The following is a 26746-nucleotide window of genomic DNA, read 5'->3' on the forward strand; positions in this document are numbered from 1 at the left end:
CACATTCAACGCCATGTTTACGGAAAAATAAAAGGGGGGATAAAATCCCCCCTTTTTCGTTAACTGATTGTATGAGTTGGTTAATTATTCACCGGATGCCTGCTGCGCTTCCGGCTTGCCGTAAATCAGCAACGGCTTGCTCTGACCGCCGATGACGGACTCGTCGATAACCACTTTTTCGACGTCTTCCATAGAAGGCAGATCGTACATGGTATCAAGCAGCGCCGCTTCAACGATGGAACGCAGACCACGGGCGCCGGTTTTACGCGCCATCGCTTTCTTCGCGATAGCATCCAGCGCTTCGTCACGAAATTCCAGATCGACACCTTCCAGGTTAAACAGCGCCTGATACTGTTTGGTCAGGGCGTTTTTCGGCTCTTTCAGGATCTGGATCAGCGCTTCCTCACTCAGCTCATTCAGCGTCGCCACAACCGGCAGACGACCAATGAACTCAGGAATCAGACCAAATTTGATCAGATCTTCCGGCTCAACCTGCGCCAGCAGTTCGCCTTCGCTGGCCTTGTCGGATTTCGCTTTAACCGTTGCGCCAAAACCAATGCCGGAGCCGGTTTCAACACGGTTAGCAATCACTTTATCCAGACCGGCGAACGCGCCGCCGCAGATAAACAGGATCTTAGAGGTATCAACCTGCAAGAACTCCTGCTGCGGATGCTTGCGTCCTCCCTGCGGCGGAACGGCGGCAACCGTCCCTTCGATCAGTTTCAACAGCGCCTGCTGTACGCCTTCACCGGAAACGTCACGGGTAATGGACGGGTTGTCAGACTTACGGGAAATCTTGTCGATTTCATCAATGTAGACAATACCGCGCTGCGCTTTCTGCACATCATAATCGCATTTTTGCAACAGCTTCTGAATGATGTTCTCAACATCTTCGCCCACATAACCGGCTTCGGTCAGGGTGGTGGCATCCGCCATGGTGAACGGTACGTCCAGCAGGCGCGCCAGCGTTTCGGCCAGCAGCGTTTTACCGGAACCGGTCGGCCCGATCAGCAGAATGTTACTTTTGCCCAACTCAACGCCATTGCTGGTGTCGCCGTTGCGCAGACGTTTGTAGTGGTTGTATACCGCGACCGCCAGCACTTTTTTCGCCTGCTCCTGGCCGATAACATAATCGTCCAGATGGTTGCGAATTTCATGTGGCGTCGGCAGCGCACTGCGTTCACGGTGCGGTGCCACTTCCTTAATCTCTTCGCGAATGATGTCGTTACATAGATCAACACATTCGTCGCAGATATACACGGATGGACCGGCAATCAGCTTGCGCACTTCATGCTGGCTTTTGCCGCAAAAAGAGCAGTACAACAATTTGCCCGAGCCATCTTTGCGTTTATCTGTCATGAGTCAAAACCTCTTCTTTGTTCTTTGTGCCGCACACGACGACGCAAATGCCATTCTCAGGCGCAAGTCGCTTGTCAGCGTTGTGCCGCCCCTGGATAGTATTATAGCGGCACACCTGCGCCCTGGGCATCAATTACGATGGGTCAAAATCGAGTCGACCAGACCGTACTCCACCGCTTCAGACGCGGAGAGGAAGCGGTCGCGCTCGGTATCACGTTCAATCTGCTCAAGAGACTGACCCGTATGGTGCGCCATAAGTTCATTCATGCGCCCTTTCACCTTCAGGATTTCACGGGCATGAATTTCAATATCTGTCGCCTGGCCCTGATAACCGCCGAGAGGCTGGTGAATCATGACGCGAGAGTTAGGCAGGCAGAAACGTTTGCCTTTTGCGCCAGCAGTCAGCAGGAACGCGCCCATAGAAGCCGCCTGGCCCATACAAATCGTGCTAACGTCCGGCTTAATAAACTGCATGGTGTCGTAGATAGACATCCCTGCGGTGATAACCCCGCCTGGGGAGTTAATGTACAGATAGATATCTTTTTCCGGGTTTTCCGCTTCCAGGAACAGCATCTGCGCCACAATCAGGTTAGCCATATGGTCTTCGACCTGGCCAGTCAGAAAAATGACACGTTCCTTAAGTAGACGAGAATAGATATCAAAAGAGCGCTCACCACGTGAGGTCTGTTCAATGACCATCGGCACCAGCGCCATATGGGGTGCAAAGTTATCTCGTTCGCCGCTGTATGACATTTCCGTCTCCTGGATAAAAATTGAAAAAACCTGCTGTACCGATTGTAACCTTATGGACGGATTATCAGCTAGTCCCTCTGTTATGGGTACGGCATCGCCATAATTCAAGCATAACAATCTTTTGTTGTAACGCTAACACTGAAACGCTGTTTTCGCACTCTTCCATGCAAAATGCGTGACAAAAAAAAGCCCGCCACCTGGAGGTGACGGGCTCTTGTGCGAATTTCGTGCTAATTAAGCGACGAATTACGCCTGCTGGTTCATCAGTTCGTTGAAGGAAGTGGCTTTTTCAGTCACTTTCGCTTTTGCCAGAACGGCTTCAACAGCCTGCTCTTCCAGAGCGACGTTACGCATGTTGTCCATCAGCTCTTTGTTTTTGCTGTAGAACTCGATAACTTCTTTCGGATCTTCGTACGCAGAAGCCATCTCTTCGATCAGACCTTTAACGCGCTCTTCGTCAGCTTTCAGCTCCTGAGTGCGAATCACTTCGCCCAGCAGCAGGCCGACAACAACGCGACGCTTAGCCTGTTCTTCGAACAGTTCACGCGGCAGTTCCAGCGCTTGTTTCTCGTTGCCGCCGAAACGCTGTGCAGCCTGACGACGCAGAACGTCAACTTCGCTGTCGATCAGCGCAGACGGAACGTCGATGTCGTTCGCTTTCACCAGGCCCTCAATCGCCTGAGACTTCACGCGGTTACGCACAGCGCCTTTCAGCTCGCGTTCCATGTTTTTACGCACTTCAGTACGCAGACCGGCAACAGAACCATCTTCAACGCCGAAACGCTTGATGAATTCTTCGGTCAGTTCCGGCAGCTCGCGCTCTTCAACTTTCTTCAGGTTGATAGCGAATTTAGCGGCTTTACCTTTCAGGTTTTCAGCGTGATATTCTTCCGGGAAGGTCACGTCGATAGTGAACTCTTCGCCTGCTTTGTGACCTTTGATACCGTCTTCAAAGCCCGGGATCATACGACCCTGGCCCATCGCCAGTACGAAGTCAGACGCTTTGCCGCCTTCGAACTCTTCACCGTCAACAGAACCGGTGAAGTCGATGGTTACACGGTCTTCTGCATCAGCAGCGCCGTCTTTGTCTTTCCAGGTTGCCTGCTGTTTACGCAGGGTGTCCAGCATCACGTCAACATCGGCGTCGGTCACTTCAACAACCGGTTTTTCAACTTCGATGGATTCCAGACCGGTCAGTTCAACTTCCGGGTAGACTTCAAATTCTACAGCGTAGGTGAAGTCTTCACCCAGTTTGTATTCGCCCGGAACATAGTTCGGTGCGCCAGCCGGGTTGATTTTTTCTTTGATGATCGCGTCAACGAAGTTACGGCTCATCAGGTCACCCAGAACGTCCTGGCGAACAGAAGCGCCATAACGCTGAGCAACAACATTCATCGGTACTTTGCCCTTGCGGAAGCCGTCAATACGCACTTTCTTCGCTACGTTGACCAGCTCGCTTTTCACAGCGGTCTCGATGCTGTCAGCAGCGATAGTAATCGTTACACGGCGGCCAAGGCCTTGAGTGGTTTCAACTGAAACTTGCATCTTGTTACCTCAAAAAATCACAGTGCTCGGTCAACTCTACTCCGCAAGCACAGGTTGTTGGCTTCGCGGAACCGGGATGTTCTCATAATCAATCACATTCCCTGTCGTCAGAATCATCCCGAAGACATTCCGAAAAATAAGACGCCGCATTATAGCGGCATCACTTTTATGAGTCGAGAACGGTTATCGCGCGTTGCTGCGGCTTTTTTCACAATTCCCGGCTAATTTTGGTCTGAATACTGTACATCTCGCTCAAAATTCAGACAAAACAAAACGGCCCGCAGGCCGTTTTCACATAATCTGTAGCAACAGACTGGAAAAGCGCCAACAGTTGCAAATGCGTTTTTCTACGCGATGCTTCCTGCGCCACGGCAAGGAGGCGATGCGAAGATCGTATCCTGCAATCCTTCCCACTCCTTAATGGTATAGGTATGCAGGGCCAGCGCATGTACGGTTGTGGAGAGTTCTGCCGTTAACGTACCGTAAATCATCCGGTGGCGATTAAGAAAACGTTCGCCAGTGAAGCGATCGCTGACCAGCACAACCTTAAAGTGGCTCTCAGAGCCTGCCGGAACATTGTGACGATAGCTTTCATCCACAACTTCGAGGAACACGGGTTCGAACGCTGCCCTTAATTTTTCTTCTATTTGCTCACGTATCATCATGAAATATCTCCTCCGACAACGCTGAGATGTCACCCATCCCTTTAAATACTAGCCGCTTTTACCGTTTACATTACATCATGACAACAAAAATTTAGCGTTCGTCTGATATTTTCATTCAAACGTATGAAGTTTACTGACTTATCCATTCATTTGGTTGCGAAAACCCGAAGTAAGGTGTACCGAGGGTCAGAAAACAGACAACGCGATGAATTTACATGCGTTGACCACTTCCCCTCGCCGTTGGCAATGTTATGATGGCGGGAATTTTTATCTATCACGCTTAAGAGTCACTGAGAGCCCGAACATGTTAAAGAAAATCCTCTTTCCATTAATTGCTCTGGTTATGCTGGCAGGGTGCGCAACACCGCCGACAACCATTGACGTATCGCCGAAAATCACACTGCCGCAACAAGATCCAAGCCTGATGGGCGTTACTGTGAGCATCAACGGCGCCGACCAGCGTCAGGATCAGGCGCTGGCGAAAGTTACGCGTAATAACCAACTGGTTACTCTGACCGCCTCCCGCGATCTGCGCTTCCTGCTGCAAGAAGTGCTGGAAAAACAGATGACCGCACGCGGTTATATGGTGGGGCCAAACGGCGCTGTTAACCTGCAAATCATCGTAAATCAGCTGTATGCCGATGTATCTCAGGGTAACGTTCGCTACAACATCGCCACCAAAGCGGATATCGCCATCATCGCGACGGCGGCAAACGGCAACAAGATGACGAAAAACTACCGTGCGAGCTACTCTGTTGAAGGCGCATTCCAGGCGTCCAACCAGAATATCGCCAACGCGGTTAACAGCGTCCTGACCGACACCATCGCTGATATGTCTCAGGACACCAGCATTCACGAATTCATTAAGCAGAACGCACGTTAATTTCTGTCCAGATGGCCCGGCGCTTGTCGGGCCTGTAGATGCCCATGCCCAACCAATATTTACGTATTTTTCAGCAACCGCGTTCAGCTATCCTGTTGATTCTGGGGTTTGCATCAGGTTTACCCCTCGCGCTCACCTCCGGCACGCTACAGGCCTGGATGACCGTTGAGAATATCGATCTCAAAACCATTGGTTTCTTCTCTCTGGTGGGCCAGGCCTACGTCTTTAAATTCCTCTGGTCTCCGGTCATGGACCGTTACACGCCACCTTTTTTAGGTCGTCGTCGCGGCTGGCTGATTACCACGCAGATTCTGCTGCTGCTCGCCATTGCGGCGATGGGTTTTCTGGAACCCGGCACGCAGCTGCGCTGGATGGCGGCGCTGGCGGTTATCATCGCCTTCTGTTCCGCATCTCAGGACATTGTCTTTGACGCGTGGAAAACAGATGTTCTGCCTGCGGAAGAACGCGGCACCGGGGCGGCGATTAGCGTACTGGGCTATCGGCTAGGGATGCTGGTCTCCGGTGGTCTGGCGCTGTGGCTGGCGGATCGCTGGCTCGGCTGGCAGGGGATGTACTGGCTGATGGCGGCGCTGCTTGTACCCTGTATTATCGCCACGCTCCTGGCCCCTGAACCTGAAGATTCCATTCCAGTGCCTAAAACGCTGGAACAGGCGGTCGCCGCTCCGCTGCGCGACTTTTTTGGCCGCAACAACGCCTGGCTGATCTTGTTGTTAATCGTGCTGTATAAGCTGGGCGACGCGTTCGCCATGAGCCTGACCACCACCTTTTTGATTCGCGGCGTTGGTTTTGATGCCGGTGAAGTCGGCGTGGTCAATAAAACGCTGGGACTGCTGGCGACAATTGTCGGCGCGCTGTACGGCGGCATCCTGATGCAGCGCCTTTCCCTTTTCCGCGCGCTGCTGATTTTCGGCATTTTGCAAGGCGTTTCCAACGCCGGTTACTGGCTGCTTTCCGTGACGGACAAGCATATGTTCAGCATGGCCGCAGCGGTCTTCTTCGAGAACCTGTGCGGCGGGATGGGAACGGCGGCCTTTGTCGCATTGTTAATGACGCTGTGCAACAAATCGTTTTCCGCCACCCAGTTTGCCCTGCTCTCCGCGCTCTCTGCGGTGGGACGCGTGTATGTCGGCCCCGTTGCCGGATGGTTTGTCGAAGCGCATGGCTGGCCCACGTTTTATCTCTTTTCTGTCGCAGCGGCCGTGCCTGGCCTTCTGCTTCTGCTGGTTTGTCGTCAAACCCTTGAACACAGTTGGGAAAGCGAAAGCTTCATCCCCCGTACGGAATTTCGCGGGGCGTATGGTCTGGCGCTGCTGACGCTAATGATCGGTTGCGGCCTGCTGGCGGTATGGCTGTTGCTGCTGACGATGAACGCCGTGGACTACACTCGCTTCTCCTTCCTGCCCGAACTGCTTGAGGCGGGGGTCATGGTGGCGATATGCGGCATTTTGTTCGGCGGGGTGCTGGATTATCTGGCGCTACGCAAAACACGTCTTGTGTAAGCGGGCAACGTTATTTGCCGTTGTAATAACAGAGCGAAATTATAACGGCTAAATAAGCAGCAGTTGCGAAAAATAATATTTGTTGTTTTGTGCGCAATAGCATCTGGAAATTATTGACGCCTTTTATAGATTTTATTTTCCTTACTCGATTCAGCCAATATAGTTTTATTTTTTGTTTTTCATTTGTCTCTTTGTTGATAATTAATTGTTAAACAATTGTTTTAATTTCGCATTGGTTATACCAATTACCCTGTAAGCCCTGCTTTCCTGCCCTCTTTCGTTATAACGTGATGTTGCAACAGGTTCTTAAAGTCAACGCGACATATCCTGCAACATATGTGACATGCCCGGCAGAACCCAGTAACACAGATCCAATCATGTTTACAGTAATGTAACCTTCCCGTAAAATGCCCACACACTTTAAACGCCACCAGGTCCCGTGGAATTGAGGTCGTTAAATGAGACTCAGGAAATACAATAAAAGTTTGGGATGGTTGTCATTAATTGCAGGCACTGCATTACTCAGTGGCTGTAATTCTGCACTTCTTGACCCCAAAGGACAGATTGGACTGGAACAACGTTCACTGATACTGACGGCTTTTGGCCTGATGTTGATTGTCGTGATTCCCGCCATCTTGATGGCTGTTGGTTTCGCCTGGAAGTACCGTGCGAGCAATAAAGATGCGAAGTACAGCCCGAACTGGTCACACTCCAATAAAGTGGAAGCTGTGGTCTGGACGGTGCCGATTCTGATCATCATTTTCCTTGCTGTACTTACCTGGAAAACCACTCACGCTCTTGAGCCAAGCAAGCCGCTGGCGCATGACGAGAAGCCCATTACCATCGAAGTGGTTTCCATGGACTGGAAATGGTTCTTCATCTACCCGGAACAGGGCATTGCAACCGTGAATGAAATCGCCTTCCCGGCGAACACTCCGGTTTATTTCAAAGTGACCTCCAACTCCGTGATGAACTCCTTCTTTATCCCGCGTCTGGGTAGCCAGATTTATGCCATGGCCGGTATGCAGACTCGACTGCATCTGATCGCCAACGAAGCCGGTACCTATGATGGTATTTCCGCAAGCTATAGCGGCCCTGGTTTCTCCGGTATGAAGTTCAAAGCTATCGCCACGCCGGACCGCGCCACATTCGACCAGTGGGTTGCTAAAGCTAAACAGTCACCGAACACCATGAGCGACATGGCTGCGTTCGAGAAAGTGGCTGCGCCAAGCGAATACAACCAGGTGGAATATTTCTCCAACGTGAAACCGGATTTGTTTAAAGACGTCATTAACAAATTTATGGCTCACGGTAAGAGCATGGACATGACCCAACCGGAAGGTGAGCACAGCTCGCATGAAGGCATGGAAGGCATGGACATGAGCCACGCGGAATCCGCTCACTAAGGGGCCGAGGAAGAAAACGATGTTCGGAAAATTGACACTGGATGCAGTCCCGTTCCATGAACCTATCGTCATGGTTACGATCGCTGCCATTATCGTCGGGGGTCTGGCGCTTTTAGCCTTGATCACTTACTTCGGTAAGTGGACCTACCTATGGAAAGAGTGGCTTACTTCGGTTGACCACAAGCGTCTTGGCATCATGTATGTCATCGTCGCAATTGTTATGTTGATACGCGGCTTTGCCGACGCCATCATGATGCGTAGCCAGCAGGCGCTGGCTTCTGCGGGCGAAGCAGGCTTCCTGCCGCCGCATCACTACGATCAGATCTTCACCGCTCACGGCGTGATCATGATCTTCTTCGTGGCAATGCCATTCGTTATCGGTCTGATGAACCTGGTGGTTCCGTTGCAGATCGGCGCGCGTGACGTTGCGTTCCCGTTCCTGAACAACCTGAGCTTCTGGTTCACCGTTGTCGGCGTTATCCTGGTTAACCTGTCTCTGGGCGTTGGTGAGTTCGCGCAGACCGGCTGGCTGGCTTATCCGCCGCTCTCGGGAATAGAGTACAGTCCGAGTGTCGGGGTCGATTACTGGATCTGGAGTCTCCAGCTATCCGGTATCGGTACGACGCTGACCGGTATCAACTTCTTCGTGACGATTCTGAAGATGCGTGCGCCAGGCATGACCATGTTCAAGATGCCGGTATTTACCTGGGCATCGCTGTGCGCGAACATCCTGATTATCGCCTCCTTCCCAATTCTGACTGTCACCATCGCGCTGCTGACCCTGGATCGCTATCTGGGCACCCATTTCTTTACCAACGATATGGGCGGCAACATGATGATGTACATCAACCTGATTTGGGCCTGGGGCCACCCGGAAGTGTACATCCTGGTACTGCCGGTCTTCGGGGTGTTCTCCGAAATCGCCGCAACCTTCTCGCGTAAACGCCTGTTTGGTTACACCTCGCTGGTTTGGGCGACCGTGTGTATCACCGTTCTGTCGTTCATCGTTTGGCTGCACCACTTCTTCACCATGGGTGCGGGCGCGAACGTAAACGCCTTCTTCGGTATTACCACGATGATTATCGCGATCCCGACCGGGGTTAAGATCTTCAACTGGCTGTTCACCATGTACCAGGGGCGTATCGTCTTCCACTCAGCGATGCTGTGGACGATCGGCTTTATCGTGACCTTCTCGGTCGGCGGTATGACTGGCGTTCTGCTGGCGGTTCCGGGCGCGGACTTCGTTCTGCACAACAGCCTGTTCCTGATTGCGCACTTCCATAACGTTATCATCGGCGGTGTGGTCTTCGGGTGCTTCGCCGGTATGACCTACTGGTGGCCAAAAGCGTTCGGCTTCACGCTGAACGAGACCTGGGGTAAACGCGCATTCTGGTTCTGGATCATCGGCTTCTTCGTGGCGTTTATGCCGCTGTACGTGCTGGGCTTCATGGGGATGACCCGTCGTCTCAGCCAGCAGATTGACCCGCAGTTCCATCCAATGCTGCTGATTGCCGCCTGTGGCGCCGCGCTGATTGCACTGGGCATCCTGTGCCAGCTGATTCAGATCTTCGTTTCTATTCGCGACCGCGAGCAGAACCGCGACCTGACCGGCGACCCGTGGGGCGCGCGTACGCTGGAGTGGGCAACCTCTTCTCCGCCTCCGTTCTATAACTTTGCCGTTGTGCCGCACGTTCACGAGCGTGATGCCTTCTGGGAAATGAAAGAAAAAGGCGAAGCGTACAAACAGCCTGCGCATTATGAAGAAATTCATATGCCGAAAAACAGCGGTGCGGGCATCGTTATCGCCGCCTTCTCCACTATTTTTGGTTTCGCCATGATCTGGCATATCTGGTGGCTGGCGATTGCAAGCTTCGCAGGCATGATCATCAGCTGGATTGTTAAGAGCTTTGACGAGGACGTGGACTACTACGTACCAGTCCCGGAAGTCGAAAAACTGGAAAACCAGCATTTCGATGAGATTTCTAAGGCAGGGCTGAAAAATGGCAACTGATACTTTAGCGCAAACGCACGCGACTGCCCACGCGCACGAACACGGGCACCACGATGCAGGCCAGACCAAAATCTTCGGATTTTGGATCTACCTGATGAGCGACTGCATTCTGTTCTCTATTCTGTTCGCGACCTATGCCGTTCTGGTGAACGGCACCGCAGGCGGCCCGACAGGTAAGGACATTTTTGAACTGCCGTTCGTTCTGGTTGAAACTTTCCTGCTGTTGTTCAGCTCCATCACCTACGGCATGGCGGCTATCGCCATGCACAAGGATAACAAGAGCCAGGTTGTCTCCTGGCTGGCGTTGACCTTCTTGTTCGGTGCCGGATTTATCGGGATGGAAATCTACGAATTCCATCACCTGATTGTTGAAGGCATGGGCCCGGATCGCAGCGGCTTCCTGTCTGCGTTCTTCGCGCTGGTCGGTACGCACGGTCTGCACGTCACCTCCGGTCTTATCTGGATGGCCGTGCTGATGGTGCAGATCGCCCGTCGCGGCCTGACCAGCACTAACCGTACCCGCATCATGTGCCTGAGCCTGTTCTGGCACTTCCTGGATGTGGTGTGGATCTGTGTGTTCACTGTTGTTTATCTGATGGGGGCGATGTAATGAGTCATTCTACCGATCACAGCGGCGCGTCCCACGGCAGCGTAAAAACTTACATGACAGGTTTTATTCTGTCGATCATCCTGACGGTCATTCCGTTCTGGATGGTGATGACGGGTACAGGTTCCCCGGCCGTGATTCTGGGGACTATCCTGGCGATGGCAGTGGTGCAGATTCTGGTGCATCTGGTGTGCTTCCTGCACATGAATACGAAATCTGACGAAGGCTGGAACATGACGGCCTTTGTCTTTACCGTGCTGATCATTGCCATTCTGGTGGTGGGCTCCATCTGGATTATGTGGAACCTGAACTACAATATGATGATGCACTAAGAGCGGCGGTTATGATGTTTAAGCAATACCTGCAAGTAACGAAACCAGGCATCATCTTTGGCAACCTGATCTCGGTGATTGGGGGATTCCTGCTGGCTTCTAAAGGCAGCATCGACTATCCCCTGTTTATCTATACGCTGGTCGGGGTGTCACTGGTTGTGGCGTCGGGTTGTGTATTTAACAACTACATCGACAGGGATATCGACAGGAAGATGGAAAGGACCAAGAATCGGGTGCTGGTCAAAGGCCTGATTTCTCCTGCTGTCTCGCTGGTGTACGCCACCTTGCTGGGTATTGCTGGCTTTATGCTGCTGTGGTTTGGCGCGAATCCTCTGGCCTGCTGGCTGGGGGTGATGGGCTTCGTGGTGTATGTCGGCATTTATAGTCTGTACATGAAACGCCACTCCGTTTACGGCACGCTGATTGGTTCTCTCTCCGGCGCTGCGCCGCCGGTGATTGGCTACTGCGCCGTAACGGGCGAGTTCGACAGCGGCGCGCTGATTCTGCTGGCGATCTTTAGCCTGTGGCAGATGCCGCACTCTTACGCCATCGCGATTTTCCGCTTCAAGGATTATCAGGCTGCCAACATTCCGGTTCTGCCGGTGGTGAAAGGCATCTCGGTGGCGAAGAACCATATCACGCTGTACATCATCGCCTTTGCCGTTGCGACGCTGATGCTCTCCCTGGGTGGCTATGCCGGATATAAATATCTGGTGGTCGCGGCAGCCGTGAGCGTCTGGTGGCTCGGTATGGCTCTGCGCGGTTACAAAGTGGAAGATGACAAAGTCTGGGCGCGTAAGCTGTTCGGCTTTTCCATCATCGCCATCACTGCGTTAAGCGTGATGATGTCCGTCGACTTTATGGTGCCGGACTCACACAGCCTGCTGGCTTCGGTCTGGTAACACCCGCCCTGCAACAAATCTTCTGCCGGATGGAGGCTTACGCCTTATCCGGCCTACGGAAACCGCACAGCGCCATTGGGCATTACGCAACGCGCTCAGCGAGTAGGCCGGATAAAACGCTTTCGCGTTGCCATCCGGCATTTTATTGCCTGATAAAATCCCCCTCACAAACGCAACATTTGTTCATTAAGCACGTATTTACCCCACCCGTTTACCGCTTTACACTAGTCGCGGATTTTATACAGAGGTGGGAATGAACGATTACAAAATGACGCCGGGTGAGTTGCGCGCCACCTGGGGTTTAGGGACTGTATTTTCTTTGCGCATGCTTGGCATGTTTATGGTCCTGCCGGTTCTGACCACCTATGGTATGGCGCTTCAGGGCGCCAGCGAAGCCTTGATCGGCATTGCTATCGGTATTTACGGCCTGGCGCAAGCCGTTTTCCAGATCCCCTTTGGGTTACTCTCAGACCGCGTCGGGCGTAAGCCGTTAATTATCGGAGGTCTGGCCGTGTTCGTGCTGGGTAGCGTGATCGCCGCGCTGTCTGACTCCATCTGGGGGATTATTCTTGGCCGCGCGCTGCAAGGCTCTGGCGCAATCGCCGCCGCCGTCATGGCGCTGCTGTCTGACTTAACCCGCGAGCAAAACCGAACCAAAGCGATGGCGTTTATCGGCGTCAGTTTTGGTATTACCTTCGCCATTGCGATGGTGCTTGGGCCGATCGTCACCCACAAACTGGGGCTGAACGCCCTGTTCTGGATGATTGCCGCACTCGCCGCGCTCGGCATCGCCCTGACCGTTTGGGTTGTCCCCAACAGCACGACCCACGTATTGAACCGTGAATCCGGCATGGTGAAAGGCAGTTTCAGCAAAGTGCTGGCCGAACCTAAGCTGTTGAAGCTTAACTTCGGCATCATGTGTCTGCATATTCTGCTGATGTCGACCTTCGTCGCCCTCCCCGGCCAGCTTGCCGCTGCCGGTTTCCCCGCCGCCGAACACTGGAAGATTTATCTGGTCACAATGCTGATCTCATTTGGCTCCGTAGTCCCGTTCATTATCTACGCCGAAGTCAAACGCCGGATGAAGCGGGTCTTTCTGCTGTGCGTCGCGTTGATACTGATTGCCGAAGTCGTGCTGTGGGGCGCAGGCGTGCACTTCTGGGGGTTAATTGCCGGGGTACAGCTGTTCTTCCTCGCTTTTAACCTGATGGAAGCCCTCCTCCCCTCGCTGATCAGCAAAGAGTCTCCTGCTGGTTATAAGGGCACCGCGATGGGCGTTTACTCCACCAGCCAGTTCCTCGGCGTCGCGATTGGCGGCTCGCTGGGCGGCTGGGTGAATGGTCTGTTCGGCGGTCAGGCGGTATTTCTGGCTGGCGCATTGTTGACCGTCGTCTGGCTGGCGGTAGCAAGTACGATGAAAGAACCGCCGTATGTCAGCAGCTTACGCGTGGAAATTCCGCCGGAGATTGCCGCCGATAACGCGCTGAAACAGCGTTTGCTGGCGACTGAAGGTGTGAGTGAGGTACTGATCGCAGAGAAAGAGCATTCCGCCTATGTGAAGATCGACAGCAAAGTGACCAACCGTTTTGAGGTTGAGCAGGCGATCAGGCTGGCGTGAGAAGTGCCGGATGGCGGCTACCGCCTTATCCGGCCTACAGAGCACGCACGTTGTAGGCCCGGTAAGCATCGCGCCACCGGGCATAATGCTGGATGGCGGCTGCGCCTTATCCGGCCTACAAGACCGCATTGTCCGTAGGCCGGATAAGCGCAGCGCCATCAGGCATCACAACTTAATCGCGGAAGTTTTTGAACTGGAACGGCTGTCCCAAATCCCCGCCGCGCACCAGCGCCATGACGGATTGCAGATCGTCACGGGATTTTCCGGTCACACGGATCTCTTCCCCCTGAATTTGCGCCTGCACTTTCAGCTTGCTGTCTTTAATCAGCTTCACGATCTTCTTCTGAACCGCGCTTTCAATGCCCTGCTTCAGCTTCGCTTCCACAAACCAGGTTTTACCGCTGTGGACGAACGCTTCCGGCACATCCAGCGAACTGCCTTCAATGCCGCGCTTGAGCAGCTTCGCGCGCAGAATATCCAGCAGCTGATTCACCTGGAAATCCGATTCGCTCAGTACTTTGATGGTTTTGTTCGCGTCGTTTAATTCAAACGTGGCCTCAACGCCACGAAAATCAAAGCGTGATTCGACTTCGCGAGTCGCATTATCTACTGCGTTACGCGCTTCCTGAAGATCGACTTCAGAGACAATATCGAAAGATGGCATCTTTTCCTCTCCCTTCGTTTTTGATGCGAAGCATAATACCCGTAACGAGACATAACGAGAAGCTTAGCTGATGGCGCTATACTTAGGCCATAACACCTGGCGCTGTTGCAGGTGAGGAGGAACAATGAAAATTACCGTACTGGGATGCGGAGCCTTAGGGCAACTTTGGCTTACAGCGCTGTGCAAACATGGACATGAAGTACAGGGTTGGCTGCGCGTACCGCAACCCTATTGCAGCGTGAATCTGATAGAGACGGACGGTTCAATATTTAACGAATCCCTGACGGCGAACGATCCTGATTTTCTGGCCAACAGCGATCTGCTGCTGGTCACGCTGAAAGCCTGGCAGGTCTACGATGCCGTAAGAGGTCTGGTCGCCACTCTGCCTGAAACCACGCCGATCCTGCTGATTCACAACGGGATGGGCACAATCGAAGAGTTGCAAAACATCCCGCAGCCGTTACTGATGGGCACCACGACGCATGCCGCCAGACGCGACGGGAATGTCATCATTCATGTCGCCAACGGCACTACCCATATTGGCCCGGCGCGTGAGCAGGACGGGGACTACAGCTATCTGGCCGATATTTTGCAGGGCGTGCTGCCTGACGTCGCCTGGCACAACAACATTCGCGCAGAGATGTGGCGCAAACTGGCGGTAAACTGTGTGATTAATCCCCTTACCGCGCTATGGGACTGCCCCAACGGCGAATTACGCCACCACCCGGAAGCGGTAATGGCGATATGTCAGGAGGTCGCTGCGGTTATCGAGCGCGAAGGACACCATACGTCGGCGGACGATTTACGTTATTATGTCGATCAAGTGATTGAGAGTACGGCAGAAAATATCTCGTCTATGTTGCAGGACATGCGTGCCCTGCGTCATACCGAGATCGACTATATTACGGGTTATTTGTTAAAACGCGCCCGCGCGCATGGCATCGCCGTCCCGGAAAATGCCCGTCTGTTTGAAATGGTAAAGCGAAAGGAGAGTGAGTATGAGCGCATCGGCACTGGTATGCCTCGCCCCTGGTAGTGAAGAGACCGAAGCGGTCACCACTATCGATCTGCTGGTTCGTGGTGGTATTCAGGTCACGACCGCGAGCGTCGCCAGCGACGGAAATCTCACCATTGTCTGTTCGCGTGGCGTAAAACTGCTGGCGGATGCGCCGCTGGTCGAGGTGGCCGACGGCGATTACGACATCATTGTATTGCCTGGCGGCATTAAGGGCGCGGAGTGTTTTCGCGACAGCCCGTTGCTGGTCGAAACCGTTAAGCAGTTCCACCGTTCCGGGCGTATTGTCGCCGCGATTTGCGCAGCGGCCGCCACGGTTCTCGTTCCGCACGATATCTTTCCCATCGGCAATATGACCGGCTTCCCGGCGTTGAAAGACAACATTCCCGCCGAACAGTGGCAGGATAAACGTGTGGTGTGGGACCCGCGCGTGAAGCTGCTGACCAGCCAGGCGCCAGGGACGTCGATTGACTTCGGACTGAAAATTATCGATCTGCTGGTTGGCCGTGAAAAAGCCCATGAAGTGGCGTCACAGCTGGTGATGGCGGCGGGAATTTATAATTACTACGAATAGCGCCGGATGGCGGTGCGTAGGCCGGATAAGGCGGTTACGCCGTCATCCGGCAATACGTTGCGCCTGATAGCGCGATGCATATCAGGCCTGCAATCATGCTAACAATTACGGACGATACACCTTCACATTCTGGAAGCCCTGCTCACGCAGATAGAGCGCCTGCAAACGGCTCATCACGCCGCGCTCACACCACAGCAGCCAGGTTTTGCTCTGGTCGAGATCGCCAAACTTCGTGCTCAGCTTGTAAAACGGCAGAGAAACCACATCCACGCCTTCGATTTTCAGCGGTTTGTCATCCTGCTCATCAACGGAGCGAATATCCAGTATCACGTCGTTCGGGCCAAAACCGCTGACGGTTTCCACTTCCACCACGTCCTGCCCGGTCTGCTGGGCGATTTCGCGAATATCGACATTGCTCGCTTCCTCAACCACTTTATCGAGAATGCTAAAGTCGAAGTGCTCTTCTTCCGCTTCAATCTTCGCCTTGATCGCTTTCACCGTCGGGCTTTTCGAGATAACGCCGCAGTATTCCGGCATCGTGCGGGCAAAATCTTCCGTACCAATCTGGCGCGCCAGGTTGATGATGTGCTCTTTGTCGTAAGAGATCAGCGGGCGCAGGATCAGCGTATCGGAAACGTTGTCGATAAGACGCAGGTTAGTCAGCGTCTGGCTGGAAACCTGCCCCAGCGCTTCACCCGTCACCAGCGCCTGTACGCCGTAGCGCTCCGCCACTTTCGACGCCGCGCGCACCATCATGCGCTTCAGCACCACGCCCATCTGACCGTCATCGACTTTTTCGAGGATCTCGCCGACCACCGGTTCAAAGTTGATGGCGACAAAACGCACGCGATGCGAACTGCCAAAGCGGTTCCACAGGTAATGCGCCACCTGGCGAACGCCGATTTCATGCGCCGCGCCGCCAAGGTTAAAGAAGCAGTAGTGTACGCGGCAACCGCGACGCATCAGCATATAGCTGGAAACGCCGGAGTCAAAACCGCCGGAGATCAGCGACAGGACATCTTCCTGGGTGCCGATCGGGAAACCGCCGATACCTTCGTAACGCCCTTTAATCAGCAGCAGACGATCGTCTTCCACTTCCAGGTGTACCGTCACATCCGGGTTTGTCAGCTTCACGCGCGCCGATTCAATATGCTGATTTAAACCGCCGCCAACGTAACGTTCCACCTCAATGGAGCTAAACTCATGCTTACCACGACGTTTAACGCGCACACAGAAGGTTTTGCCCTCAAGCCGATCGCGATACTGCACCAGCGCTTTCTCAAAGATATCGTGCATATCAGTGAACGGCACATCTTCGACTTCGAGAATATGGTGGATGCCCGGAATACGGGTCAGCGCGTCGCGAATCGCCAGGCGTTGATTTTCATCTTTGGCGCGAACTTCAATGTTATCCCAGTGGCGAACAACGGCGAGGGTCTCATCGTAGTGCTTTAACACGTTACGGATGTTCCCGGTCAGAATTTTTATAAAGCGCAAACGCACAGATTGGCTTTTGATAGTGATTTCCGGGAACAATTTAATGATAAACTTCATGGCGGCAATGGTTCTTAAGCAAGCATCAAGGCTTGTCGTGGAGAAAAGAGTACAGCAGCCCATACATGAAGCTGCATCCAGGCGCGGAAGTATACCACCATCATGGTCGTCCTGTGCACATTGCGCGTTATTTGATAATTGCTCTGAGTCCGTTACCATATCAGAGCTGAAAATATTGAGAGTCAGATATTCATTATGCCGAAGAAAAATGAGGCGCCCGCCAGCTTTGAAACAGCGCTGAGCGAGCTGGAACAGATTGTTACCCGTCTGGAAAGCGGCGACCTGCCGCTGGAAGAGGCGCTGAACGAATTTGAACGTGGCGTGCAGCTGGCGCGTCAGGGGCAGGCAAAGTTGCAACAGGCCGAACAGCGTGTGCAGATTCTGCTGTCTGACAATGAAGATGCATCTCCTGAGCCTTTTACACCGGATAATGAGTAAATGGATTTTTCGCAGCAGCTACAGGCCTGCGTCGAGCAGGCCAACCAGGCGCTGAGCCGTTTTATCGCACCACTGCCCTTTCAGAACACTCCCGTGGTCGAAACCATGCAGTATGGCGCATTATTAGGCGGTAAACGTCTGCGCCCGTTCCTGGTTTACGCAACGGGCAGGATGTTTGGCGTAAGCCTGCCCACGCTGGATGCCCCGGCAGCCGCCGTTGAGTGCATTCACGCTTATTCGTTGATTCATGACGATTTACCCGCGATGGACGACGACGACCTGCGTCGCGGTCTGCCGACCTGCCACGTCAAATTTGGCGAAGCGAATGCCATTCTGGCCGGAGATGCCCTGCAAACGCTGGCGTTTTCTATCATCAGCGATGCCCCGATGCCGGAAGTGGCCGACCGCGACCGCATTGCTATGATTTCTGAACTGGCGAACGCCAGCGGCATCGCCGGAATGTGCGGTGGCCAGGCGTTGGATCTTGATGCCGAAGGGAAACAGGTGCCGCTGGAGGCGCTGGAGCGTATCCATCGTCATAAAACGGGCGCGCTGATTCGCGCTGCGGTTCGTCTTGGCGCGCTAAGTGCCGGAGAAAACGGACGAAACGCCTTGCCGATACTCGATAAGTACGCAGAAAGTATCGGCCTTGCCTTCCAGGTCCAGGATGACATTCTGGATGTGGTGGGCGATACTGCAACGTTGGGTAAACGTCAGGGTGCTGACCAGCAACTTGGCAAAAGTACCTACCCTGCACTTCTGGGCCTTGAGCAAGCCCGGAATAAAGCCCGGGATCTGATCGAAGACGCCCGCCAGTCGTTAACGCAGCTGGCAGACCTCTCACTCGATACCTCGGCACTGGAAGCGCTAGCGGACTACATAATCCAGCGTGATAAATAAACAAACAACAAGTCTTACTTAATAGGCCTCTGATGAGTTTTGATATAGCCAAATACCCGACCCTGGCACTGGTCGACTCCACTTCGGAGTTACGCCTGCTACCAAAAGAGAGTCTGCCGAAACTCTGCGACGAACTGCGCCGCTATTTACTCGACAGCGTCAGTCGTTCCAGCGGACATTTCGCCTCCGGGCTGGGCACGGTGGAGCTCACCGTGGCGCTGCACTATGTCTATAACACTCCGTTTGACCAGTTAATCTGGGACGTTGGGCATCAGGCTTATCCGCACAAAATTCTCACCGGGCGTCGGGATAAAATAGGCACCATTCGCCAGAAAGGCGGTTTGCACCCCTTCCCGTGGCGCGGTGAAAGCGAATACGACGTACTGAGCGTCGGCCACTCCTCTACCTCCATTAGCGCAGGCATTGGCATTGCGGTCGCCGCAGAAAAAGAAGGCAAAGACCGCCGCACCGTTTGCGTCATTGGCGACGGGGCGATCACCGCCGGGATGGCGTTTGAAGCGATGAACCACGCGGGCGATATCAAGCCGGACATGCTGGTCATTCTCAACGACAACGAAATGTCGATCTCGGAAAACGTCGGCGCGCTGAACAACCACCTGGCGCAGCTGCTTTCCGGCAAGCTCTACTCGTCCCTGCGTGAAGGCGGGAAGAAAGTGTTCTCCGGCGTGCCGCCTATCAAAGAGCTGCTCAAACGCACCGAAGAACATATCAAAGGCATGGTCGTGCCAGGCACGCTGTTTGAAGAGCTGGGCTTTAACTATATCGGCCCGGTCGATGGTCACGACGTGCTGGGGCTGATTACCACGCTGAAGAACATGCGCGATCTGAAAGGCCCGCAGTTCCTGCATATCATGACCAAAAAAGGTCGTGGCTATGAACCGGCGGAAAAAGATCCGATCACCTTCCACGCGGTGCCAAAATTCGATCCGTCCAGCGGCTGCCTGCCAAAAAGCAGCGGCGGCCTGCCGAGCTATTCAAAGATCTTTGGCGACTGGCTGTGCGAAACCGCCGCCAAAGACAGCAAGCTGATGGCGATCACCCCGGCAATGCGCGAAGGTTCCGGCATGGTGGAGTTCTCACGTAAATTCCCCGACCGCTACTTTGACGTGGCGATTGCCGAGCAGCATGCAGTGACCTTTGCCGCCGGTCTGGCGATCGGTGGTTATAAGCCGATCGTGGCGATCTACTCCACCTTCCTGCAACGCGCCTACGATCAGGTGCTGCATGACGTCGCGATCCAAAAACTGCCGGTGATGTTTGCTATCGACCGCGCCGGTATCGTCGGCGCTGACGGGCAGACGCACCAGGGAGCGTTTGATCTCTCTTACCTGCGCTGCATCCCGGAAATGGTCATTATGACGCCGGGCGATGAAAACGAGTGCCGCCAGATGCTGTACACCGGCTATCACTATAATGATGGCCCAACGGCAGTGCGTTATCCGCGTGGCAACGCCGTTGGCGTGGAACTGACGCCGCTGGAAAAACTGCCGATCGGCAAAGGACTCGTCAAACGTCAGGGTGAAAAACTGGCAATTCTGAACTTTGGTACGCTACTGCCGGAAGCGGCAAAAGTCGCCGAGTCCCTGAACGCGACCTTAGTCGACATGCGCTTTGTGAAACCGCTGGATGAAACGTTGATTCTGGAGATGGCTGAACGTCACGAAGTGCTGATCACGCTTGAAGAGAACGCCATTATGGGCGGCGCAGGCAGCGGCGTTAACGAAGTGCTGATGGCGCATCGTAAAGTCGTTCCGGTACTGAATATCGGCCTGCCGGACTTCTTTATCCCGCAGGGTACACAGGACGAGGCCCGCGCGGAACTCGGTCTGGATGCCGCCGGAATTGAGGCCAAAATCAAGGACTGGCTGGCATAATCCCCTCCCCGCTCCTGCTATGCTTAATCAATAACGGGTATAACAGGAGCGGAACAATGCAATACAACACCTTAGGAAAAACAGATCTACGGGTTTCTCGCCTTTGTCTGGGCTGCATGACGTTCGGTGAACCGGATCGCGGCAATCACGCCTGGACGCTACCGGAAGAAAGCAGCCGCCCCATCATTAAGCGCGCGCTTGAAGGCGGTATTAACTTTTTTGATACCGCCAATAGCTATTCCGCAGGCAGCAGCGAAGAGATTGTGGGTCGCGCGCTGCGTGATTTCGCCCGCCGCGAAGAAGTGGTGGTCGCCACCAAAGTTTTTCATCGCGTCGGCGACCTGCCAGAAGGATTATCCCGCGCGCAAATCCTGCGTTCCATTGATGACAGCCTGAAACGTCTGGGTATGGACTATGTGGATATCCTGCAAATTCACCGCTGGGATTACAACACGCCGATAGAAGAGACGCTGGAAGCGCTGAATGATGTGGTGAAGGCCGGTAAGGCGCGCTATATCGGCGCCTCCTCCATGCACGCCGCGCAGTTTGCCCAGGCGCTGGCGCTGCAAAAACAGCACGGCTGGGCGCAGTTTGTCAGTATGCAGGATCATTACAATCTCATCTATCGCGAAGAAGAGCGCGAAATGCTGCCGCTGTGCTATCACGAAGGGATCGCGGTGATTCCGTGGAGCCCGCTGGCACGAGGACGACTGACGCGCCCGTGGGGAGAAACCACCGCGCGTTCGGTATCCGATGAGTTCGGCAAGACGCTGTACAGCGAGAGCGATGAGAATGACGCACGGATTGCAGAGCGTCTGACGGGCGTCAGTGAGGATCTTGGCGCAACGCGTGCGCAGGTGGCGCTGGCATGGCTATTGAGTAAACCAGGCATCGCTGCGCCGATTATCGGTACATCACGGGAAGAACAGCTGGATGAGTTGCTCGGCGCGGTGGATTTGACGTTGAAGCCAGAGCAGATTGCCGAGCTGGAAACGCCATATAAACAGCACCCGGTGGTCGGATTTAAATAATATTGCCCGATGAGCATGTAGGCCGGATAAGGCATGTATGTCGCCATCCGGCCATACCACGCTCGATGGCGCTACGCTTATCGGGCCTACAGGTTTAAAACAACCCGATGGGCCAATGGTGCCCGATGAAATAAAGCAGACCGGCGGAAATAACCCCTGCGACGATATCGTCAACCATTATCCCCATTCCACCGTGTACGTTACGGTCGAACCAGCGAATCGGCCAGGGTTTCCACATATCCAGAATACGGAAAATCACAAATCCGGCGGCAACCCACTGCCAGTCCATCGTAGGGAGCGCCATCAGGGTGATCCACATCCCGATAAACTCATCCCAGACAATACTGCCGTGATCGTGAACACCCATATCCTTCGCCGTTCGGTGGCAAAGATAAACGCCAATACAGATCCCCAACATCACCACCAGCGAGTAGAGCTGCCAGGGCAGAAATGTCATCAGATACCAGAATGGGATCGCCGCTAACGACCCCATTGTTCCCGGAATAATCGGGCTGAGGCCGCTGCCAAACCCGGTAGCCAGCAAGTGCCACGGATTACGCAGGCTCAGCCGACTTTTGGCAACATCTTTATGGCGTGGCAAAATGGTCATATCCTTTCCAGTCAAAAGTGACAGGCTTTCCGTCACGCATGAAGCTGATGCCTTCCACATCCGCACTCATTTGTCCGATGCAGGTAAACGGTACGCCAAGATTCCCCAGCGCCACATCCAGCGCGCCACGGTTCAACTCCGGTACAGTGAAGCATAATTCATAATCTTCACCGCCGGAAAGCGCCCAGCGCAGCGCCTGCCCGGGATCAACATGACGGGTAACCGCCTCAGAATACCGCAGCGCATCCACATCCACCCGCGCGCCACAGCCGCTGGCGTTAACGATATGCCGCAAATCAGAAATCAGGCCATCGGAAAGATCGATCGCCGCATTCGCCAGGTCGCGCAGAGCTTGCCCCTGCAAAATACGCGGCGTCGGGCGCAGGTGCCGCTTAATCAAGTAGTCTGCGTCTTTCGCATCCGCCACCTGTAAGCGATGCTGTAAAATCGCCAGCCCAGCGGCGCTGTCCCCCGGCGTGCCGGTGATGTAAATCCTGTCGCCAGGTTTTGCCCCGGAACGCTTGAGCGCGCGTCCCACGGGCACATAGCCATGAATACCCAGCGTCATCGACAGCGGCCCACGCGTGGTGTCGCCGCCAATCAGCTGCATATCGTAGTAATTCAGCTGGTCAAACAGGCTGTCGCTAAACGCTTCCAGCCACGCTTCGTCAACGTCCGGCAACGTCAGGGCCAGCGTCAGCCAGGCCGGATCGGCCCCCATCGCCGCCAGATCGCTTAAGTTAACCGCCAGCGCTTTCCAGGCCAGATCGGCAGGATCGATATCAGTCAGGAAATGGTTGCCCGCCACCAGCGTATCGGTACTGATCGCCAGCGTCTGTTTTTCAGGAATATTCAGGAGAGCGCAATCGTCACCGATACCGGTTTCGACGTCGAGACGAGAGCTTCTAACACGGTCAAAATAACGGGCAATCAGGGAGAACTCGCCGCATGCCATACGTTATGCCTCAGCAGAAAAAAAGAAAAGGCCGGAGATAGCGGGAATACATCCCGCCACCAGCCGACCTGGAGATTACTTTTTGTTGGGGCGAATCACAGGTGCTGCTTTGTCCAGTACGCCGTTGACGAACTTGTGGCTGTCTTCGGCGCCGAAGGTCTTCGCCAGTTCAATCGCTTCGTTGATGGCCACTTTATATGGCACATCGCTACGTTTAGACAGTTCAAACAGCGCAATACGCAGCACAGCTTTTTCTACCTGACCCAGCTCTTCCAGCAGACGAGACAGGTACGGTTTCATCAATCCGTCCAGGTACGCGCTGTTAGTCGCCACCCCGGACAGCAGTTCACGGAAATACAGAACGTCGACATCTTTTACGTCCTGTTCCGCCAGGAACTGGTATTCAACATCAGCGATGTCGTTCTGGGACAACTGCCAGGAGTAGAGCGCCTGAACGGCACACTCACGAGCGCGGCGACGAGCAGCAGGTTTCACGGATTTCCCCTTACAAAAATCAGGCCTTGATGGCTTTCAATACATTAATCATTTCAAGCGCGGTCAGTGCGGCTTCCGCACCTTTGTTGCCAGCTTTAGTGCCAGCACGTTCGATGGCTTGTTCAATACTTTCAGTGGTCAGAACACCAAAGGCTACCGGGATTTCGCTGTCCTGGGCGACATGCGCCAGGCCGTTGCTTGCACCGCCAGCCACATATTCAAAGTGCGCGGTACCGCCACGAATCACTGTACCCAGCGCAATCACCGCGTCATATTTACCGGTTTTTGCCAATGCGCCAGCCGCCAGCGGCAGTTCATACGCGCCAGGAACCCAAACCACGGTAATATTTTCATCTTTTACCTGACCAATACGCTTCAGGGCGTCAATCGCGCCTTCCAGCAGGCTGTCATTGATAAAATTGTTGAAACGCGCAATGGTGATGGCGACGCGAGCGTCCGGGGTAGCAACGTTAGCTTCAATAATGTTCATATTCTTCCTTCGGGTTCGATATGGCCCCGCAGGGGGGCGGATTTTATCATAATACTCGACGCGCCGCTTCTCTATTTCGAAGCCTTTACGCGGGAATCAAATGCAGGCAAACATCCGGGCCTACATGGCGTATCTCGTTGAATTTAAAATGGGGTGCCTCGCTCAGTTTCTCAAGCCCCGGCAGCACACATAATCCTCGCGCATCACTTCCTAACAGTTTAGGCGCAACATAGACGATAAGCTCGTCCACCACGCCCGCCTGCAACAGCGCGCCCGCAAGCACCGGCCCGGCCTCCACCCAGATGCTGTTAATCTGCTGTTTACCCAACAGCATCATCAGCACCACCAGATCCAGATGACCGTTATGCTCCGGCACCCGCAGGCTGCGAACCGTCTCAGGCCAGATGCGGGAATCGTCCTGTGTACGGGCAAACCAGGTTTCTCCCGGCTGCTGTACAATACGGTGCTCCGGCGTCACGCGGTTTTGGCTGTCGAGGACAATGCGAATCGGCTGACACAGGTTTTCCTGCGGATAGAGAGTCTGGGTTGAGGCATCCAGTTCAGGCCAGCGAACCGTTAACGCCGGGTCGTCGGCCAGCACCGTCGCGCTGCTGGTCAGAATCGCATGGCTTTGCGCCCGTAAACGCTGCACATCGCGCCGCGCCTGCGGGGAGGTAATCCACTGGCTTTCACCGCTGGCCATCGCCGTGCGGCCATCCAGCGATGCGCCGAGCTTGAGCTGCACATACGGGAAGCCGGTGCGCATCCGCTTGAGGAAACCTTTGTTTAGCTGTTCCGTTTCGCTCATCATCAGCCCGTGGCTGACGTCGATCCCCGCCTGCTGCAAACGGTACAGCCCACGTCCCGCGACCTGCGGATTGGGGTCCTGCATCGCCGCAACGACCCGCGCCACGCCAGCGGCAATCAACGCATCGCAGCACGGCGGCGTACGGCCATGATGGCTGCACGGTTCAAGCGTGACATACGCGGTCGCGCCTTTGGCTTTGTCTCCCGCCATACGCAGCGCATGGACTTCAGCATGCGGTTCACCCGCGCGATGATGGTAGCCTTCGCCAACGATTTCGCCATCTTTGACGATCACACAGCCTACATTCGGGTTCGGGTGCGTGGTGAAACGCCCGCGCTGCGCCAGCTTCAGCGCACGCGCCATGTAAAACTCATCCAGCATGGCTTAATCCTGTAGGCGAGCAATCTCTTCGCCGAATTCTTTGATGTCTTCGAAACTCCGATAGACGGAGGCAAAGCGGATGTAAGCCACTTTATCGAGCTTTTTCAGTTGCTCCATCACCAGGTTGCCAATCATTTTGCTGGGAACTTCGCGTTCCCCGGTGGCTCGCAGCTGTGATTTGATGTGATTCAACGCCATTTCGACGTCATCAGAGCTGACAGGGCGTTTTTCCAGCGCTCTTAGCATACCGCTGCGCAACTTCTCTTCGTTGAAAGGTTCACGCACATCGTTACTTTTCACTACGCGCGGCATAACAAGCTCTGCCACTTCAAAGGTAGTGAAACGTTCATTACAGACCAGACACTGCCGACGGCGGCGTACGGAAGAGCCCTCACCCACGAGACGAGAGTCAATAACCTTAGTGTCTACGGCGAAACAGAATGGGCAATGCATACGGCGTCCTGACCAGGTGGTTAACAGAAATCTATTTTACCCTGAACTGGCGCGACAACAAAGGCGGAGCACTTTTGAGACAAAGGATCGATACCTTACACCCCTTTGCGATCTACCATTAGGGTATCGCGACCATGAAGGAAATAATCTACATGACAAGACGTTACCTAAGAATTCTCCTGGTGGGAAGCCTCTTTAGCCTGAGCGCCTGCGCGCAGCAGAGCGAAGTTCGCCAGATGAACCAAAGCGTCAGCACGCTGAATACGGAAATGGCGCAGTTAAACCAGGAAACCGTGAAGATTACTCAGCAAAATATGTTGAATGCGAAATCCACCAGCGGGGTCTATCTGCTGCCGGGTTCAAAAACGCCTGCCCGCCTGAACAGTCAGATCGGTACGCTGCGTATGTCCCTGGTGAATATCGCGCCCAATGCCGACGGCACACGCGTGACGCTGCGCATTCAGGGTGAGTCCAACGATCCGTTACCGGCGTTTAGCGGTACTGTCGAATACGGGCAGATTCAGGGCACCACGGATAACTATCAGGAAGTGAATGTCCAGAATCAACTGATTAACGCCCCGGCCAGCATCCTGGCGCCGAGCGATGTGGACATCCCGTTACAATTAAATGGATTAACGCCCGACCAGTTAGGTTTTGTCCGCGTTCACGATATCCAGCCTGTTAATCAATAAACCTCCGGCGGAGCGTTTTGTGCGTTCCGCAACATCCCTCCCCGGCTTTTTGTTACTCCCCTGACATCACCGCAATTTTTGCTAAAAGTTGGCAACATTCATGAAAGTCAGTACAATCGCCGCGCTTAAAGTACGCAAACGTGAACGCAATCGATTACGTAGATGATAGATCTGTGAAACAAGACATATT

General features: G+C 54.2%; 27 protein-coding genes. 15 read left to right on the top strand and 12 right to left on the bottom strand.

The features are described 5' to 3' along the window. Positions 1-84 precede the first annotated feature (84 nt). The 4 genes from clpX to bolA form a co-directional block, all read right to left on the bottom strand. Positions 85-1359, bottom strand: coding sequence for an ATP-dependent protease ATP-binding subunit ClpX (gene clpX, locus OGV83_RS02520; RefSeq protein WP_012133543.1), 1275 nt, complete (start codon positions 1357-1359; stop codon positions 85-87). Between the two features lie 129 nt (positions 1360-1488). Further along, on the bottom strand, positions 1489-2112 hold the full coding sequence (gene clpP / locus OGV83_RS02525; protein ID WP_003021624.1) for an ATP-dependent Clp endopeptidase proteolytic subunit ClpP: 624 nt from the start codon (positions 2110-2112) through the stop codon (positions 1489-1491). A gap of 246 nt (positions 2113-2358) precedes the next feature. Further along, positions 2359-3657, bottom strand: a complete 1299-nt coding sequence (gene tig / locus OGV83_RS02530; RefSeq protein WP_012133545.1) for a trigger factor — start codon at positions 3655-3657, stop codon at positions 2359-2361. A 347-nt stretch (positions 3658-4004) separates the two neighbouring features. After that, on the bottom strand, positions 4005-4322 hold the full coding sequence (gene bolA, locus OGV83_RS02535) for a transcriptional regulator BolA (protein ID WP_012133546.1): 318 nt from the start codon (positions 4320-4322) through the stop codon (positions 4005-4007). A gap of 304 nt (positions 4323-4626) precedes the next feature. On the opposite strand from bolA, the gene OGV83_RS02540 reads away from it, so the two are divergent. The 8 genes from OGV83_RS02540 to OGV83_RS02575 all read left to right on the top strand — a co-directional run bounded on the left by OGV83_RS02540 (position 4627) and on the right by OGV83_RS02575 (position 13601). Then, entirely contained in the window at positions 4627-5205 is a 579-nt protein-coding gene (locus OGV83_RS02540) for a lipoprotein (protein WP_012133548.1), read from the top strand. 44 nt (positions 5206-5249) lie between these two features. Further along, complete coding sequence (gene ampG / locus OGV83_RS02545) at positions 5250-6725, top strand: muropeptide MFS transporter AmpG (RefSeq protein ID WP_024130594.1); 1476 nt, start codon at positions 5250-5252, stop codon at positions 6723-6725. A 458-nt stretch (positions 6726-7183) separates the two neighbouring features. Next, positions 7184-8131: a cytochrome o ubiquinol oxidase subunit II gene (gene cyoA / locus OGV83_RS02550; RefSeq protein WP_012133550.1), complete on the top strand. Its 948-nt coding sequence runs from the start codon at positions 7184-7186 to the stop codon at positions 8129-8131. 19 nt (positions 8132-8150) lie between these two features. After that, on the top strand, positions 8151-10142 hold the full coding sequence (cyoB, locus tag OGV83_RS02555; protein ID WP_012133551.1) for a cytochrome o ubiquinol oxidase subunit I: 1992 nt from the start codon (positions 8151-8153) through the stop codon (positions 10140-10142). Further along, positions 10132-10752: a cytochrome o ubiquinol oxidase subunit III gene (locus OGV83_RS02560; protein ID WP_012133552.1), complete on the top strand. Its 621-nt coding sequence runs from the start codon at positions 10132-10134 to the stop codon at positions 10750-10752. Before cyoB ends, OGV83_RS02560 begins: the two co-directional genes overlap by 11 nt. Further along, positions 10752-11081 carry a cytochrome o ubiquinol oxidase subunit IV gene (locus OGV83_RS02565; RefSeq protein ID WP_012133553.1) on the top strand — a complete coding sequence of 110 codons (330 nt, stop codon included), beginning with the start codon at positions 10752-10754 and terminating at the stop codon, positions 11079-11081. Before OGV83_RS02560 ends, OGV83_RS02565 begins: the two co-directional genes overlap by 1 nt. An 11-nt stretch (positions 11082-11092) precedes the next feature. Continuing rightward, positions 11093-11983: a heme o synthase gene (gene cyoE, locus OGV83_RS02570; protein ID WP_072025291.1), complete on the top strand. Its 891-nt coding sequence runs from the start codon at positions 11093-11095 to the stop codon at positions 11981-11983. A gap of 253 nt (positions 11984-12236) precedes the next feature. Continuing rightward, on the top strand, positions 12237-13601 hold the full coding sequence (locus OGV83_RS02575) for an MFS transporter (protein WP_058668699.1): 1365 nt from the start codon (positions 12237-12239) through the stop codon (positions 13599-13601). A 172-nt stretch (positions 13602-13773) separates the two neighbouring features. Here the strand turns inward: OGV83_RS02575 and OGV83_RS02580 are convergent, their stop codons facing one another. Further along, the gene (locus tag OGV83_RS02580; protein WP_012133556.1) at positions 13774-14265 is read right to left on the bottom strand and encodes a YajQ family cyclic di-GMP-binding protein; all 492 of its coding nucleotides are present in this window, start codon (positions 14263-14265) and stop codon (positions 13774-13776) included. A 124-nt stretch (positions 14266-14389) separates the two neighbouring features. Here OGV83_RS02580 and panE point away from each other — a divergent pair, with 124 nt between their 5' ends. Both panE and yajL read left to right on the top strand, forming a co-directional pair. Next, positions 14390-15301: a 2-dehydropantoate 2-reductase gene (gene panE, locus OGV83_RS02585; RefSeq protein WP_047458477.1), complete on the top strand. Its 912-nt coding sequence runs from the start codon at positions 14390-14392 to the stop codon at positions 15299-15301. After that, positions 15264-15854, top strand: a complete 591-nt coding sequence (yajL, locus tag OGV83_RS02590) for a protein deglycase YajL (RefSeq protein WP_012133558.1) — start codon at positions 15264-15266, stop codon at positions 15852-15854. Before panE ends, yajL begins: the two co-directional genes overlap by 38 nt. Positions 15855-15959: 105 nt before the next feature. Here the strand turns inward: yajL and thiI are convergent, their stop codons facing one another. Beyond that, positions 15960-17408 (bottom strand): tRNA uracil 4-sulfurtransferase ThiI, encoded by a 1449-nt coding sequence (gene thiI, locus OGV83_RS02595; protein ID WP_049008398.1) that lies wholly within the window; start codon positions 17406-17408, stop codon positions 15960-15962. Positions 17409-17603: 195 nt separating this feature from the next. Between thiI and xseB the strand changes: the two genes are divergently transcribed. The 4 genes from xseB to yajO are packed head-to-tail and all read left to right on the top strand — an operon-like array spanning position 17604 to position 21672. Further along, the gene (xseB, locus tag OGV83_RS02600) at positions 17604-17846 is read left to right on the top strand and encodes an exodeoxyribonuclease VII small subunit (protein ID WP_012133560.1); all 243 of its coding nucleotides are present in this window, start codon (positions 17604-17606) and stop codon (positions 17844-17846) included. Further along, positions 17847-18746, top strand: coding sequence for a (2E,6E)-farnesyl diphosphate synthase (gene ispA, locus OGV83_RS02605; protein ID WP_110494591.1), 900 nt, complete (start codon positions 17847-17849; stop codon positions 18744-18746). Positions 18747-18778: 32 nt separating this feature from the next. Further along, positions 18779-20641, top strand: a complete 1863-nt coding sequence (gene dxs / locus OGV83_RS02610; protein WP_012133562.1) for a 1-deoxy-D-xylulose-5-phosphate synthase — start codon at positions 18779-18781, stop codon at positions 20639-20641. A 56-nt stretch (positions 20642-20697) separates the two neighbouring features. Next, entirely contained in the window at positions 20698-21672 is a 975-nt protein-coding gene (gene yajO, locus OGV83_RS02615; RefSeq protein ID WP_024130596.1) for a 1-deoxyxylulose-5-phosphate synthase YajO, read from the top strand. Between the two features lie 94 nt (positions 21673-21766). Here yajO and pgpA read toward each other — a convergent pair whose 3' ends face one another. The 6 genes from pgpA to nrdR all read right to left on the bottom strand — a co-directional run bounded on the left by pgpA (position 21767) and on the right by nrdR (position 25864). After that, positions 21767-22282 (bottom strand): phosphatidylglycerophosphatase A, encoded by a 516-nt coding sequence (pgpA, locus tag OGV83_RS02620; RefSeq protein ID WP_012133564.1) that lies wholly within the window; start codon positions 22280-22282, stop codon positions 21767-21769. Beyond that, positions 22260-23237: a thiamine-phosphate kinase gene (gene thiL / locus OGV83_RS02625; protein WP_058668696.1), complete on the bottom strand. Its 978-nt coding sequence runs from the start codon at positions 23235-23237 to the stop codon at positions 22260-22262. The genes pgpA and thiL overlap by 23 nt, the downstream gene beginning before the upstream one ends. Before the next feature lie 75 nt (positions 23238-23312). Then, positions 23313-23732, bottom strand: a complete 420-nt coding sequence (gene nusB, locus OGV83_RS02630; RefSeq protein ID WP_000801129.1) for a transcription antitermination factor NusB — start codon at positions 23730-23732, stop codon at positions 23313-23315. 19 nt (positions 23733-23751) lie between these two features. Beyond that, entirely contained in the window at positions 23752-24222 is a 471-nt protein-coding gene (gene ribH / locus OGV83_RS02635) for a 6,7-dimethyl-8-ribityllumazine synthase (protein WP_001021161.1), read from the bottom strand. A gap of 85 nt (positions 24223-24307) precedes the next feature. Next, positions 24308-25411 (bottom strand): bifunctional diaminohydroxyphosphoribosylaminopyrimidine deaminase/5-amino-6-(5-phosphoribosylamino)uracil reductase RibD, encoded by a 1104-nt coding sequence (ribD, locus tag OGV83_RS02640; RefSeq protein WP_199976764.1) that lies wholly within the window; start codon positions 25409-25411, stop codon positions 24308-24310. A gap of 3 nt (positions 25412-25414) precedes the next feature. Further along, positions 25415-25864: a transcriptional regulator NrdR gene (nrdR, locus tag OGV83_RS02645; RefSeq protein WP_012904816.1), complete on the bottom strand. Its 450-nt coding sequence runs from the start codon at positions 25862-25864 to the stop codon at positions 25415-25417. Positions 25865-26016: 152 nt separating this feature from the next. Here nrdR and OGV83_RS02650 point away from each other — a divergent pair, with 152 nt between their 5' ends. Next, positions 26017-26556, top strand: coding sequence for a SadB/YajI family lipoprotein (locus tag OGV83_RS02650; RefSeq protein WP_024130597.1), 540 nt, complete (start codon positions 26017-26019; stop codon positions 26554-26556). Positions 26557-26746: the final 190 nt, after the last annotated feature.

It is taken from the genome of Citrobacter sp. CK189, assembly GCF_030333505.1.
Taxonomy (GTDB): domain Bacteria; phylum Pseudomonadota; class Gammaproteobacteria; order Enterobacterales; family Enterobacteriaceae; genus Citrobacter_B; species Citrobacter_B koseri.